Source organism: Klebsiella sp. 141198, assembly GCF_050600785.1.
Classification (GTDB): Bacteria; Pseudomonadota; Gammaproteobacteria; order Enterobacterales; family Enterobacteriaceae; genus Klebsiella; species Klebsiella aerogenes.
This window is the reverse complement of the sequence record NZ_JAQIRM010000013.1, coordinates 13849-26308: the sequence shown is the minus strand read 5'-3', so window position 1 is coordinate 26308 and position 12460 is coordinate 13849. Positions and strand designations below refer to the sequence as shown.

Here is a 12460-nt window from a genome sequence, read left to right as displayed (position 1 = left end):
ACTGGTACCATCGAACTGCCGGAAGGCGTAGAGATGGTAATGCCGGGCGACAACATCAAAATGGTTGTTACCCTGATCCACCCGATCGCGATGGACGACGGTCTGCGTTTCGCAATCCGTGAAGGCGGCCGTACCGTTGGCGCGGGCGTTGTAGCTAAAGTTCTGGGCTAATTCGTTAGCTTTGAATTAAAAAGGGCGCTTCGGCGCCCTTTTTGCTGTCTATGATTTGGTGATAAGCCGCGATGGTTTAAATATTCATAAAGTGCGCCACTACGGATAATTAATAAACAGCCTATTGTAATCATAACTATTCTCATTTAAACTTTGTGCATAAATTGAACGGGAGTTTATATGTACGTTTGTTTGTGCAATGGCGTAAGCGATAAAAAAATCCGTCAGGTTGTGCGTCAATTTCAACCGCAATCTTTTCAACAATTACGCAAATTTATTCCCGTTGGAAATCAATGCGGTAAGTGCGTCCGCGCGGCACGTGAAGTGATGGAAGATGAATTAACCAGCATGCCGGAATTCAAAGAAATCGCCTGATCGCGACTCTTCTCTTTTTGACATCCTTATAGCCCGGACTACGCTTCAATAAGTGGAAGCGGAGGGACTTTATAATGAAAGGTGATGTCAAAATCATAAGTTATCTCAATAAATTATTGGGAAACGAACTGGTTGCTATTAACCAGTATTTTCTTCATGCAAGAATGTTCAAGAACTGGGGCCTGATGCGCCTCAATGATATTGAATACCATGAATCTATCGATGAGATGAAACACGCCGATAAGTACATCGAGCGTATATTGTTTCTTGAAGGCCTGCCTAACCTGCAGGATCTTGGCAAACTTGGCATTGGTGAGGATGTCGAAGAGATGTTGCAGTCTGACTTAAGGCTGGAGTTGGAAGGCGCGCAAAACCTGCGTGAGGCAATCGCCTATGCCGACAGCGTTCACGATTATGTCAGTCGCGATATGATGATTGAAATCCTTGCCGATGAGGAAGGCCATATTGACTGGCTGGAAACCGAGTTAGATCTGATTGGCAAAATCGGTCTGCAAAATTACCTTCAATCGCAGATCAAAGTGTCAGACTAGCGAACGTCTGCCACCCGCACCAAAAACCCGCTGCAGTCAGAAATGGCCCAAACGGCAGCGGGTTGTTCAACCCCCCTCGTTGTTGCTTATACTTCCCAATCAACGCCAATGTCATCCATGTCATACCGGCAACCAAAGATGCGACCAACACCAGTTGTGGCAACTTTTGCCAGCCGTGCCAGGCGCCGAGGGCGGCAAGATATTTAACGTCGCCGTAGCCTAAACCCTCATATCCGCGAAGCCCGCGATATAGCCAATAGAGCAGGGCAAAAAAAAGATAGCCGGCAATTGCCCCCCAGACGGCATCTTCAAGCCGCTGCGGCGCCAGACACAGGTAAAAAACAAAACCGCTCCACAGCAGGGGACAGGTGAGCCTGTCGGGAAGAAGACCGCGAAGCAGGTCCTGCCGGCATAACGCCAGGGTTAAACCACAATAACAAACTAAGAAGGGGAGGACGGTAAGCATGGAACACTCCTGTTCGGGGATAATGCGCTCACTTTGCTTATCGTCGCGCGTTAGCGCAACGCGCATTTGTGCAAGATGGATGGCTGCTTCCTGACTTATTTATCGTGTTATTGCATTGCCGAGCGCCTTCGCGGGAAAACGCGCAAATTGTGGTGATGATTTTCTAATCAGCACTTGCGTCGCGCCTGAATTTGCGTATAATGCGCGGGCCTGTCAAAATTGACGGCCGGTTCGATATGAGCCCTGGTAGCGCAGTTTGCTACCTAACAATGTTCCCAATCGGGGAACTCTGTAAGAACGGTTACACTCTCCCATCAATCGTAATGGGTATGAGGAGTAATCATTTCGTCTATAAAATAATTGGAGCTCTGGTCTCATGCAGAACCAAAGAATCCGTATCCGCCTTAAAGCGTTTGATCATCGTCTGATCGATCAATCAACCGCGGAAATCGTCGAGACTGCTAAGCGCACTGGTGCGCAAGTCCGTGGTCCGATCCCGCTGCCGACCCGCAAAGAGCGTTTCACCGTTCTGATCTCTCCGCACGTCAACAAAGACGCGCGTGATCAGTACGAGATTCGTACTCACAAGCGTCTGGTTGACATCGTTGAGCCAACTGAAAAAACCGTTGATGCTCTGATGCGTCTGGACCTGGCTGCCGGTGTAGACGTGCAGATCAGCCTGGGTTAATCAGGTCATCGAGCGATTGAGAGGTTGATACAATGATTGGTTTAGTCGGTAAAAAAGTGGGTATGACCCGCATCTTCACTGAAGATGGCGTCTCTATCCCAGTAACCGTTATCGAAGTTGAAGCAAACCGCGTTACTCAGGTTAAAGATCTGGCTAACGATGGCTATCGCGCTGTTCAGGTTACCACTGGTGCTAAAAAAGCTAACCGTGTAACTAAGCCGGAAGCTGGTCACTTTGCTAAAGCTGGCGTAGAAGCTGGCCGCGGCCTGTGGGAGTTCCGTCTGGCAGATGGTGAAGAATACACCGTTGGTCAGAACATTAGCGTTGAACTGTTTGCTGACGTTAAAAAAGTTGACGTAACCGGTACCTCTAAAGGTAAAGGTTTCGCTGGTACCGTTAAGCGCTGGAACTTCCGTACCCAGGACGCTACCCACGGTAACTCCTTGTCTCACCGCGTTCCGGGTTCTATCGGTCAGAACCAGACTCCGGGCAAAGTGTTCAAAGGCAAGAAAATGGCAGGTCAGCTGGGCAACGAACGCGTTACTGTTCAGAGCCTGGACGTAGTACGTGTTGACGCTGAGCGCAACCTGCTGCTGGTTAAAGGTGGTGTTCCGGGTGCAACCGGCTGCGACCTGATCGTTAAACCAGCTGTGAAGGCGTAAGGGGATAGCAATGGAATTAGTATTGAAAGACGCGCAGAGCGCGCTGACTGTTTCCGAAACTACCTTCGGTCGTGATTTCAACGAAGCGCTGGTTCACCAGGTTGTTGTTGCTTATGCAGCTGGTGCGCGTCAGGGTACTCGTGCTCAGAAGACTCGTGCTGAAGTAACTGGTTCAGGCAAAAAGCCATGGCGCCAGAAAGGTACCGGCCGTGCGCGTTCAGGTTCTATCAAGAGCCCGATCTGGCGTTCCGGTGGCGTAACCTTCGCTGCTCGTCCGCAGGACCACAGTCAAAAAGTTAACAAGAAGATGTACCGCGGCGCGCTGAAAAGCATTCTGTCCGAACTGGTACGTCAGGATCGTCTGATCGTTGTCGAGAAGTTCTCTGTAGAAGCGCCTAAAACTAAGCTGCTGGCTCAGAAACTGAAAGACATGGCTCTGGAAGATGTGCTGATCATCACCGGTGAGCTGGACGAGAACCTGTTCCTGGCCGCACGTAACCTGCACAAGGTTGACGTACGCGATGCGACTGGTATCGACCCGGTTAGCCTGATCGCCTTCGACAAAGTCGTAATGACTGCTGATGCTGTTAAGCAAGTTGAGGAGATGCTGGCATGATTCGTGAAGAACGTCTGCTGAAGGTGCTGCGCGCACCGCACGTTTCTGAAAAAGCGTCTACTGCGATGGAAAAAACCAACACCATCGTTCTCAAAGTTGCTAAAGACGCGACCAAAGCAGAAATCAAAGCTGCTGTGCAGAAACTGTTTGAAGTCGAAGTCGAAGTCGTTAACACCCTGGTAGTTAAAGGGAAAGTTAAACGTCACGGACAGCGTATCGGTCGTCGTAGCGACTGGAAAAAAGCTTACGTCACCCTGAAGGAAGGCCAGAATCTGGACTTCGTCGGCGGCGCTGAGTAAGTCGGAGGAGTAATACAATGGCAGTTGTTAAATGTAAACCGACATCTCCGGGTCGTCGCCACGTTGTTAAAGTGGTCAACCCAGAGCTGCACAAGGGCAAACCTTTTGCTCCGCTGGTTGAAAAAAACAGCAAATCCGGCGGTCGTAACAACAATGGCCGTATCACCACTCGTCATATCGGTGGTGGTCACAAGCAGGCTTACCGTATTGTTGACTTCAAACGCAACAAAGATGGTATCCCGGCAGTTGTTGAACGTCTTGAGTACGATCCGAACCGTTCCGCGAACATCGCGCTGGTTCTGTACAAAGACGGTGAGCGCCGTTACATTCTGGCCCCGAAAGGCCTGAAAGCTGGCGACCAGATTCAGTCTGGCGTTGATGCTGCAATCAAAGCAGGCAACACCCTGCCGATGCGCAATATCCCGGTTGGTTCTACCGTTCATAACGTAGAAATGAAACCAGGTAAAGGCGGTCAGCTGGCTCGTTCCGCTGGTACTTACGTTCAGATCGTTGCTCGTGACGGTGCTTATGTCACCCTGCGTCTGCGTTCTGGTGAAATGCGTAAAGTCGAAGCAGACTGCCGCGCTACTCTGGGCGAAGTTGGCAATGCTGAGCATATGCTGCGCGTTCTGGGTAAAGCAGGTGCTGCACGCTGGCGTGGTGTTCGTCCTACCGTTCGCGGTACTGCGATGAACCCAGTCGATCACCCACATGGTGGTGGTGAAGGTCGTAACTTTGGTAAGCACCCGGTATCCCCGTGGGGCCTGCAGACCAAAGGTAAGAAGACCCGCAGCAACAAGCGTACTGATAAATTCATCGTACGTCGCCGTAGCAAATAATTTTAGAGGATAAGCCATGCCACGTTCTCTCAAGAAAGGTCCTTTTATTGACCTGCACTTGCTGAAGAAGGTAGAGAAAGCGGTGGAAAGCGGAGACAAGAAGCCCCTGCGCACTTGGTCCCGTCGTTCAACGATCTTTCCTAACATGATCGGTTTGACCATCGCTGTCCATAATGGTCGTCAGCACGTTCCAGTCTTTGTTTCCGACGAAATGGTTGGTCACAAACTGGGTGAATTCGCACCGACTCGTACTTATCGCGGCCACGCTGCTGATAAAAAAGCGAAGAAGAAATAAGGTAGGAGGAAGAGATGGAAACTTTAGCTCAACATCGCCATGCTCGTTCTTCTGCTCAGAAGGTTCGCCTTGTAGCTGACCTGATTCGCGGTAAGAAAGTGTCGCAGGCCCTGGATATTCTGACCTACACCAACAAAAAAGCTGCTGTACTGGTCAAGAAGGTACTGGAATCTGCCATTGCTAACGCTGAACACAACGATGGCGCTGACATTGATGATCTGAAAGTTGCGAAAATTTTCGTAGACGAAGGCCCGAGCATGAAGCGCATTATGCCGCGTGCTAAAGGTCGTGCAGATCGCATCCTGAAGCGCACCAGCCACATCACTGTGGTTGTGTCCGATCGCTGAGACTCTGGAGACTAGCAATGGGTCAGAAAGTACATCCTAATGGTATTCGCCTGGGTATTGTCAAACCATGGAACTCTACCTGGTTCGCGAACACCAAAGAATTCGCTGACAACCTGGACAGCGATTTTAAAGTACGTCAGTTCTTAACTAAAGAGCTGGCTAAAGCGTCTGTATCTCGCATCGTTATCGAGCGTCCGGCTAAGAGCATCCGTGTGACCATTCACACTGCTCGCCCGGGTATCGTTATCGGTAAGAAAGGCGAAGACGTAGAAAAACTGCGCAAGGTCGTAGCGGATATCGCTGGCGTTCCTGCACAGATCAATATTGCCGAAGTTCGTAAGCCTGAACTGGACGCTAAATTGGTTGCTGACAGCATCACTTCTCAGCTGGAACGTCGCGTTATGTTCCGTCGTGCTATGAAGCGTGCTGTACAGAACGCAATGCGTCTGGGCGCTAAAGGTATCAAAGTTGAAGTTAGCGGCCGTCTGGGCGGCGCGGAAATCGCACGTACCGAATGGTACCGTGAAGGTCGCGTACCGCTGCACACTCTGCGTGCTGACATCGACTACAACACCTCTGAAGCGCACACCACTTACGGTGTAATCGGCGTTAAGGTATGGATCTTCAAAGGTGAGATCCTGGGTGGTATGGCTGCTGTTGAACAACCGGAACCGGCTGCTCAACCTAAAAAGCAGCAGCGTAAAGGCCGTAAATAAGGAGCGTCGCTGATGTTACAACCAAAGCGTACAAAATTCCGTAAAGTGCACAAAGGCCGCAACCGTGGTCTGGCGCAGGGTACGGATGTTAGCTTCGGCACTTTCGGTCTGAAAGCTGTTGGCCGTGGTCGTCTGACTGCACGTCAGATCGAAGCAGCACGTCGTGCTATGACCCGTGCAGTTAAGCGTCAAGGTAAGATCTGGATCCGTGTATTCCCGGACAAACCGATCACCGAGAAGCCGCTGGAAGTTCGTATGGGTAAAGGTAAAGGTAACGTGGAGTACTGGGTTGCCTTGATTCAGCCGGGTAAAGTCCTTTATGAAATGGACGGCGTACCGGAAGAGCTGGCCCGTGAAGCATTCGGCCTGGCAGCAGCGAAACTGCCGATCAAAACCACCTTTGTAACTAAGACGGTGATGTAATGAAAGCAAAAGAGCTGCGTGAAAAAAGCGTTGAAGAGCTGAACGCTGAGCTGCTGAACCTGCTGCGTGAGCAGTTCAACCTGCGTATGCAGGCTGCAAGTGGCCAGCTGCAACAGACTCATCTGCTGAAGCAAGTGCGTCGTGATGTTGCACGCGTTAAGACTTTACTGACTCAGAAGGCGGGTGCGTAATGACCGATAAAATCCGTACTCTGCAAGGTCGCGTAGTTAGCGACAAAATGGAGAAATCCATTGTTGTTGCTATCGAACGTTTTGTGAAACACCCGATCTACGGTAAATTCATCAAACGTACGACCAAACTGCACGTACATGACGAGAACAACGAATGTGGTATCGGCGACAAGGTTGAAATCCGTGAATGCCGTCCACTGTCCAAGACTAAGTCCTGGACGCTGGTTCGCGTTGTAGAGAAAGCGGTTCTGTAATAGAGTACGCATTCTCAATACGAATAAACGGCTCAGCGATGGGCCGTTTATTTTTTCTACCCATATTGCAGAAGCGGTGTTATAATGCCGCGCCCTCGATATGGGGCTTTTTAACGACCCAGCTTTTGGGTCACAGTAGTAGTTGACATTAGCGGAGCACTAAAATGATCCAAGAACAGACTATGCTGAACGTCGCCGACAACTCCGGTGCACGTCGCGTAATGTGTATCAAGGTTCTGGGTGGCTCGCACCGTCGCTACGCAGGCGTAGGCGACATCATCAAGATCACCATCAAAGAAGCAATTCCGCGTGGTAAGGTCAAAAAAGGTGATGTGCTGAAGGCGGTAGTGGTGCGCACCAAGAAGGGTGTTCGTCGCCCGGACGGTTCTGTCATTCGCTTCGATGGTAATGCATGCGTTATTTTAAACAATAACAGCGAGCAACCTATCGGTACGCGTATTTTTGGGCCGGTAACTCGTGAACTTCGTAACGAGAAGTTCATGAAAATTATCTCTCTGGCACCAGAAGTACTCTAAGGAGCGAATCATGGCAGCGAAAATCCGTCGTGATGACGAAGTTATCGTGTTAACCGGTAAAGATAAAGGTAAACGCGGTAAAGTTAAAAATGTCCTGTCTTCCGGCAAGGTCATTGTTGAAGGTATCAACCTGGTTAAGAAACATCAGAAGCCGGTTCCGGCCCTGAACCAACCAGGCGGCATCGTAGAGAAAGAAGCAGCTATTCAAGTCTCTAACCTTGCTATCTTCAACGCGGCAACCGGCAAGGCTGACCGTGTAGGCTTTAGATTCGAAGACGGCAAAAAAGTCCGTTTCTTCAAATCTAATAGCGAAACTATCAAGTAATTTGGAGTAGTACGATGGCGAAACTGCATGATTACTACAAAGACGAAGTAGTCGCTAAACTCATGACTGAGTTTAACTACAATTCTGTCATGCAAGTCCCTCGGGTCGAGAAGATCACCCTGAACATGGGTGTTGGTGAAGCGATCGCTGACAAGAAACTGCTGGATAACGCAGCAGCTGACCTGACAGCAATCTCCGGTCAAAAACCGCTGATCACCAAAGCACGCAAATCAGTTGCAGGCTTCAAAATCCGTCAGGGCTATCCGATCGGCTGTAAAGTAACTCTGCGCGGCGAGCGCATGTGGGAGTTCTTTGAGCGCCTGATCACTATTGCTGTACCGCGTATCCGTGACTTCCGTGGCTTGTCCGCTAAGTCTTTCGACGGTCGTGGTAACTACAGCATGGGTGTCCGTGAGCAGATCATCTTCCCAGAAATCGACTACGATAAAGTCGACCGCGTTCGTGGTTTGGATATTACCATTACCACTACTGCGAAATCTGATGAAGAAGGCCGCGCTCTGCTGGCTGCCTTTGACTTCCCGTTCCGCAAGTAAGGTAGGGTTACTTAATGGCTAAGCAATCAATGAAAGCACGCGAAGTAAAGCGCGTGGCTTTAGCTGATAAATTCTTCGCTAAACGCGCTGAACTGAAAGCTATCATCTCTGATGTGAACGCAACCGACGAAGATCGTTGGAACGCTGTTCTCAAGCTGCAGACTCTGCCGCGTGATTCCAGCCCGTCTCGTCAGCGTAATCGCTGCCGTCAAACAGGTCGTCCGCATGGTTTCCTGCGGAAGTTCGGGTTGAGCCGTATCAAGGTCCGTGAAGCCGCTATGCGCGGTGAAATCCCGGGTCTGAAAAAGGCTAGCTGGTAATTGTCACCAATTGAATCACGGGAGTAAAGACAGATGAGCATGCAAGATCCGATCGCGGATATGCTGACCCGTATCCGTAACGGTCAGGCCGCGAATAAAGCTGCGGTCACCATGCCTTCCTCCAAGCTGAAAGTGGCAATTGCCAACGTGCTGAAGGAAGAAGGCTTTATTGAAGATTTTAAAGTTGAAGGCGACATCAAGCCGGAACTGGAACTGACTCTTAAGTATTTCCAGGGTAAAGCTGTTGTAGAAAGCATTCAGCGTGTCAGCCGCCCAGGTCTGCGCATCTACAAACGTAAAGATGAGCTGCCGAAAGTTATGGCGGGTCTGGGTATCGCAGTTGTTTCTACCTCTAAAGGTGTTATGACTGATCGTGCAGCGCGCCAAGCTGGTCTTGGTGGCGAAATTATCTGCTACGTAGCCTAATCGGAGGAAAAAATGTCTCGTGTTGCTAAAGCACCGGTCGTTGTTCCTGCCGGCGTTGACGTTAAAGTCAACGGTCAGGTTATTACGATCAAAGGTAAAAATGGCGAGCTGACTCGTACTCTCAACGATGCTGTTGAAGTTAAACATGCAGATAATGCTCTGACCTTCGGTCCGCGTGATGGTTACGTAGACGGATGGGCTCAGGCTGGTACCGCGCGTGCCCTGCTGAACTCAATGGTTATCGGTGTTACCGAAGGCTTCACTAAAAAGCTTCAGCTGGTTGGTGTAGGCTATCGTGCAGCGGTTAAAGGGGATGTAGTAAACCTGGCTTTAGGTTTCTCTCATCCTGTTGAACATAAGCTGCCGGCCGGTATCACTGCAGAATGCCCGACTCAAACTGAAATCGTGCTGAAAGGCGCTGATAAGCAGGTGATCGGTCAGGTTGCAGCAGATCTGCGCGCCTACCGTCGTCCTGAGCCTTACAAAGGCAAGGGTGTTCGTTACGCCGACGAAGTCGTGCGTACCAAAGAGGCTAAGAAGAAGTAAGGTAACACTATGGATAAGAAATCTGCTCGTATCCGTCGTGCGACCCGCGCACGCCGCAAGCTCCAGGAGCTGGGTGCAACTCGCCTGGTGGTACATCGTACCCCGCGTCATATTTACGCACAGGTAATTGCTCCGAATGGTTCTGAAGTTCTGGTAGCTGCTTCTACTGTAGAAAAAGCTATCTCTGAACAACTGAAGTACACCGGTAACAAAGACGCGGCCGCAGCTGTGGGTAAAGCTGTTGCTGAACGCGCTCTGGAAAAAGGCATCAAAGATGTTTCCTTTGACCGTTCCGGGTTCCAATATCATGGTCGTGTCCAGGCACTGGCAGATGCTGCCCGTGAAGCTGGCCTTCAGTTCTAAGGTAGAGGTGTAAGATGGCTCACATCGAAAAACAAGCTGGCGAACTGCAGGAAAAGCTGATCGCGGTAAACCGCGTATCTAAAACCGTTAAAGGTGGTCGTATTTTCTCCTTCACAGCTCTGACTGTAGTTGGTGACGGTAACGGTCGCGTAGGTTTTGGTTACGGTAAAGCGCGTGAAGTTCCAGCAGCGATCCAGAAAGCGATGGAAAAAGCCCGTCGCAATATGATTAACGTCGCGCTGAATACTGGCACCCTGCAGCACCCGGTTAAGGGTACTCACACGGGTTCTCGTGTATTCATGCAGCCGGCTTCCGAAGGTACCGGTATCATCGCCGGTGGTGCAATGCGCGCCGTTCTGGAAGTCGCTGGGGTTCGTAACGTTCTGGCTAAAGCATATGGTTCCACCAACCCGATCAACGTGGTTCGTGCAACTATTGATGGCCTGGAAAATATGAAGTCTCCAGATATGGTCGCTGCCAAGCGTGGTAAATCCGTTGAAGAAATTCTGGGGAAATAAACCATGGCAAAGACTATTAAAATTACTCAAACCCGCAGTGCAATCGGTCGTTTGCCGAAACACAAGGCAACGCTGCTTGGCCTGGGTCTGCGTCGTATTGGTCACACCGTAGAACGCGAGGATACTCCTGCTGTTCGTGGTATGGTCAACGCGGTTTCCTTCATGGTTAAAGTTGAGGAGTAAGAGATGCGTTTAAATACTCTGTCTCCGGCCGAAGGCTCCAAAAAGGCGGGTAAACGCCTGGGTCGTGGTATCGGTTCTGGCCTCGGTAAAACCGGTGGTCGTGGTCACAAAGGTCAGAACTCTCGTTCTGGCGGTGGCGTACGTCGCGGTTTCGAGGGTGGTCAGATGCCACTGTACCGTCGTCTGCCGAAATTCGGCTTCACTTCTCGTAAAGCAATGATCACTGCAGAAGTTCGTCTGTCTGATCTGGCTCACGTAGAAGGCGATGTGGTAGACCTGAACACGCTGAAAGCGGCTAACATTATCGGTATCCAGATCGAGTTCGCGAAAGTGATCCTGTCTGGTGAGGTAACTCGTCCGGTAACTGTTCGTGGCCTGCGCGTGACTAAAGGCGCTCGTGCTGCTATCGAAGCTGCTGGCGGTAAAATTGAGGAATAAGTAGCAGATGGCTAAACAACCGGGATTAGATTTTCAAAGTGCCAAAGGTGGAATTGGCGAACTGAAACGCAGACTTTTGTTTGTTATCGGTGCGCTGATTGTGTTCCGTATTGGCTCTTTTATTCCGATCCCTGGTATTGATGCCACTGTACTTGCCAAACTGCTTGAGCAACAGCGAGGCACCATCATTGAAATGTTTAACATGTTCTCTGGTGGTGCTCTCAGCCGTGCTTCTATCTTTGCTCTGGGGATCATGCCGTATATTTCGGCGTCGATCATTGTCCAGCTGCTGACCGTTGTTTATCAACCGCTGGCAGAACTGAAGAAAGAAGGGGAGTCTGGTCGTCGTAAGATCAGCCAGTACACCCGCTACGGTACTCTGGTGCTGGCTATATTCCAGTCGATCGGTATTGCTACCGGTCTGCCGAATATGCCTGGTATGCAGGGCCTGGTGATTAATCCGGGCTTTGCATTCTATTTCACCGCTGTTGTTAGTCTGGTCACAGGGACTATGTTCCTGATGTGGCTCGGCGAACAGATCACCGAACGCGGTATCGGAAACGGTATCTCGATCCTGATCTTCGCCGGGATCGTTGCGGGACTCCCGCCGGCCATCGCCCATACTATCGAGCAAGCGCGTCAAGGCGACCTGCACTTCCTCCTGTTGCTGTTGGTTGCAGTATTAGTATTTGCAGTGACCTTCTTCGTTGTATTCGTTGAACGTGGTCAACGCCGCATTGTGGTAAACTACGCTAAGCGTCAACAGGGTCGTCGTGTCTATGCTGCACAGAGCACACATTTACCGCTGAAAGTGAATATGGCGGGGGTAATCCCGGCAATCTTCGCTTCCAGTATTATTCTGTTCCCGGCGACCATCACGTCATGGTTCGGGGGCGGTACTGGTTGGAACTGGCTGACAACAATTTCGCTGTATTTGCAGCCTGGGCAACCGCTTTATGTGTTACTCTATGCGTCTGCAATCATCTTCTTCTGTTTCTTCTACACGGCGTTGGTTTTCAACCCGCGTGAAACAGCAGATAACCTGAAGAAGTCCGGTGCATTTGTACCAGGAATTCGTCCGGGAGAACAAACGGCGAAGTATATCGATAAAGTAATGACCCGCCTGACTCTGGTCGGTGCGTTGTATATCACTTTTATCTGCCTGATCCCGGAGTTCATGCGTGATGCAATGAAAGTGCCGTTCTACTTCGGTGGAACCTCGCTGCTTATTGTTGTCGTCGTGATTATGGACTTTATGGCTCAAGTGCAAACTCTGATGATGTCTAGTCAGTATGAGTCTGCATTGAAGAAGGCGAACCTGAAAGGCTACGGCCGCTAACTGGTCGCCCGAGAAGTTA

The 12460-nt window shown here is 50.4% G+C and carries 25 protein-coding genes and 1 pseudogene; 25 read left to right on the top strand and 1 reads right to left on the bottom strand.

From position 1 onward, the window contains the following. The 3 genes and pseudogenes from tuf to bfr form a co-directional block, all read left to right on the top strand. Nucleotides 1-171 (top strand): annotated as a pseudogene (tuf, locus tag PGR10_RS25295) (elongation factor Tu); the annotation flags it as partial. A 180-nt stretch (nt 172-351) separates the two neighbouring features. Then, complete coding sequence (gene bfd / locus PGR10_RS25290) at nt 352-546, top strand: bacterioferritin-associated ferredoxin (RefSeq protein WP_015369419.1); 195 nt, start codon at nt 352-354, stop codon at nt 544-546. 74 nt (nt 547-620) lie between these two features. Beyond that, nucleotides 621-1097: a bacterioferritin gene (bfr, locus tag PGR10_RS25285; protein ID WP_015369420.1), complete on the top strand. Its 477-nt coding sequence runs from the start codon at nt 621-623 to the stop codon at nt 1095-1097. Here bfr and PGR10_RS25280 read toward each other — a convergent pair. Beyond that, nucleotides 1081-1563, bottom strand: a complete 483-nt coding sequence (locus PGR10_RS25280; RefSeq protein WP_143115456.1) for a prepilin peptidase — start codon at nt 1561-1563, stop codon at nt 1081-1083. The genes bfr and PGR10_RS25280 overlap by 17 nt on opposite strands. 376 nt (nt 1564-1939) lie before the next feature. Here PGR10_RS25280 and rpsJ point away from each other — a divergent pair, with 376 nt between their 5' ends. The 22 genes from rpsJ to secY all read left to right on the top strand — a co-directional run bounded on the left by rpsJ (nt 1940) and on the right by secY (nt 12441). Beyond that, nucleotides 1940-2251: a 30S ribosomal protein S10 gene (rpsJ, locus tag PGR10_RS25275; RefSeq protein ID WP_001181005.1), complete on the top strand. Its 312-nt coding sequence runs from the start codon at nt 1940-1942 to the stop codon at nt 2249-2251. A 32-nt stretch (nt 2252-2283) separates the two neighbouring features. Beyond that, nucleotides 2284-2913: a 50S ribosomal protein L3 gene (rplC, locus tag PGR10_RS25270; protein ID WP_003031117.1), complete on the top strand. Its 630-nt coding sequence runs from the start codon at nt 2284-2286 to the stop codon at nt 2911-2913. A gap of 10 nt (nt 2914-2923) precedes the next feature. Next, nucleotides 2924-3529, top strand: a complete 606-nt coding sequence (gene rplD, locus PGR10_RS25265) for a 50S ribosomal protein L4 (RefSeq protein WP_000424395.1) — start codon at nt 2924-2926, stop codon at nt 3527-3529. Then, the gene (gene rplW / locus PGR10_RS25260) at nt 3526-3828 is read left to right on the top strand and encodes a 50S ribosomal protein L23 (protein ID WP_000617546.1); all 303 of its coding nucleotides are present in this window, start codon (nt 3526-3528) and stop codon (nt 3826-3828) included. Before rplD ends, rplW begins: the two co-directional genes overlap by 4 nt. 17 nt (nt 3829-3845) lie before the next feature. Beyond that, nucleotides 3846-4667 carry a 50S ribosomal protein L2 gene (gene rplB / locus PGR10_RS25255; RefSeq protein ID WP_015369423.1) on the top strand — a complete coding sequence of 274 codons (822 nt, stop codon included), beginning with the start codon at nt 3846-3848 and terminating at the stop codon, nt 4665-4667. A gap of 16 nt (nt 4668-4683) precedes the next feature. After that, on the top strand, nt 4684-4962 hold the full coding sequence (gene rpsS / locus PGR10_RS25250) for a 30S ribosomal protein S19 (protein ID WP_001138115.1): 279 nt from the start codon (nt 4684-4686) through the stop codon (nt 4960-4962). Between the two features lie 14 nt (nt 4963-4976). After that, a complete protein-coding gene (gene rplV / locus PGR10_RS25245; protein WP_002919773.1) occupies nt 4977-5309 on the top strand; it encodes a 50S ribosomal protein L22 in 333 nt (110 codons plus the stop codon). A gap of 17 nt (nt 5310-5326) precedes the next feature. Then, complete coding sequence (gene rpsC, locus PGR10_RS25240; RefSeq protein ID WP_002919766.1) at nt 5327-6025, top strand: 30S ribosomal protein S3; 699 nt, start codon at nt 5327-5329, stop codon at nt 6023-6025. A 12-nt stretch (nt 6026-6037) separates the two neighbouring features. Continuing rightward, entirely contained in the window at nt 6038-6448 is a 411-nt protein-coding gene (gene rplP, locus PGR10_RS25235) for a 50S ribosomal protein L16 (protein ID WP_002919759.1), read from the top strand. Next, nucleotides 6448-6639, top strand: a complete 192-nt coding sequence (gene rpmC / locus PGR10_RS25230; RefSeq protein ID WP_002919754.1) for a 50S ribosomal protein L29 — start codon at nt 6448-6450, stop codon at nt 6637-6639. The genes rplP and rpmC overlap by 1 nt, the downstream gene beginning before the upstream one ends. After that, nucleotides 6639-6893, top strand: coding sequence for a 30S ribosomal protein S17 (gene rpsQ / locus PGR10_RS25225; protein ID WP_002438707.1), 255 nt, complete (start codon nt 6639-6641; stop codon nt 6891-6893). Before rpmC ends, rpsQ begins: the two co-directional genes overlap by 1 nt. 164 nt (nt 6894-7057) lie before the next feature. Further along, the gene (gene rplN, locus PGR10_RS25220; RefSeq protein WP_000613954.1) at nt 7058-7429 is read left to right on the top strand and encodes a 50S ribosomal protein L14; all 372 of its coding nucleotides are present in this window, start codon (nt 7058-7060) and stop codon (nt 7427-7429) included. Nucleotides 7430-7439: 10 nt separating this feature from the next. After that, nucleotides 7440-7754 carry a 50S ribosomal protein L24 gene (gene rplX / locus PGR10_RS25215; RefSeq protein WP_015369424.1) on the top strand — a complete coding sequence of 105 codons (315 nt, stop codon included), beginning with the start codon at nt 7440-7442 and terminating at the stop codon, nt 7752-7754. A 14-nt stretch (nt 7755-7768) separates the two neighbouring features. Next, nucleotides 7769-8308 carry a 50S ribosomal protein L5 gene (gene rplE / locus PGR10_RS25210; RefSeq protein ID WP_003031123.1) on the top strand — a complete coding sequence of 180 codons (540 nt, stop codon included), beginning with the start codon at nt 7769-7771 and terminating at the stop codon, nt 8306-8308. Between the two features lie 14 nt (nt 8309-8322). Then, entirely contained in the window at nt 8323-8628 is a 306-nt protein-coding gene (gene rpsN, locus PGR10_RS25205; RefSeq protein WP_002919667.1) for a 30S ribosomal protein S14, read from the top strand. A gap of 33 nt (nt 8629-8661) precedes the next feature. Then, entirely contained in the window at nt 8662-9054 is a 393-nt protein-coding gene (gene rpsH, locus PGR10_RS25200; protein ID WP_008807048.1) for a 30S ribosomal protein S8, read from the top strand. Nucleotides 9055-9066: 12 nt separating this feature from the next. After that, nucleotides 9067-9600, top strand: a complete 534-nt coding sequence (gene rplF, locus PGR10_RS25195; protein ID WP_008807049.1) for a 50S ribosomal protein L6 — start codon at nt 9067-9069, stop codon at nt 9598-9600. A 9-nt stretch (nt 9601-9609) separates the two neighbouring features. After that, nucleotides 9610-9963: a 50S ribosomal protein L18 gene (gene rplR, locus PGR10_RS25190; RefSeq protein ID WP_006817270.1), complete on the top strand. Its 354-nt coding sequence runs from the start codon at nt 9610-9612 to the stop codon at nt 9961-9963. Nucleotides 9964-9977: 14 nt separating this feature from the next. After that, nucleotides 9978-10481, top strand: a complete 504-nt coding sequence (gene rpsE, locus PGR10_RS25185) for a 30S ribosomal protein S5 (RefSeq protein ID WP_015703641.1) — start codon at nt 9978-9980, stop codon at nt 10479-10481. Nucleotides 10482-10484: 3 nt separating this feature from the next. Then, nucleotides 10485-10664: a 50S ribosomal protein L30 gene (gene rpmD / locus PGR10_RS25180; RefSeq protein WP_001140434.1), complete on the top strand. Its 180-nt coding sequence runs from the start codon at nt 10485-10487 to the stop codon at nt 10662-10664. Nucleotides 10665-10667: 3 nt separating this feature from the next. After that, nucleotides 10668-11102 carry a 50S ribosomal protein L15 gene (rplO, locus tag PGR10_RS25175; RefSeq protein WP_015369426.1) on the top strand — a complete coding sequence of 145 codons (435 nt, stop codon included), beginning with the start codon at nt 10668-10670 and terminating at the stop codon, nt 11100-11102. Between the two features lie 7 nt (nt 11103-11109). Further along, nucleotides 11110-12441 (top strand): preprotein translocase subunit SecY, encoded by a 1332-nt coding sequence (secY, locus tag PGR10_RS25170; RefSeq protein ID WP_015703640.1) that lies wholly within the window; start codon nt 11110-11112, stop codon nt 12439-12441. Nucleotides 12442-12460 lie beyond the last annotated feature (19 nt).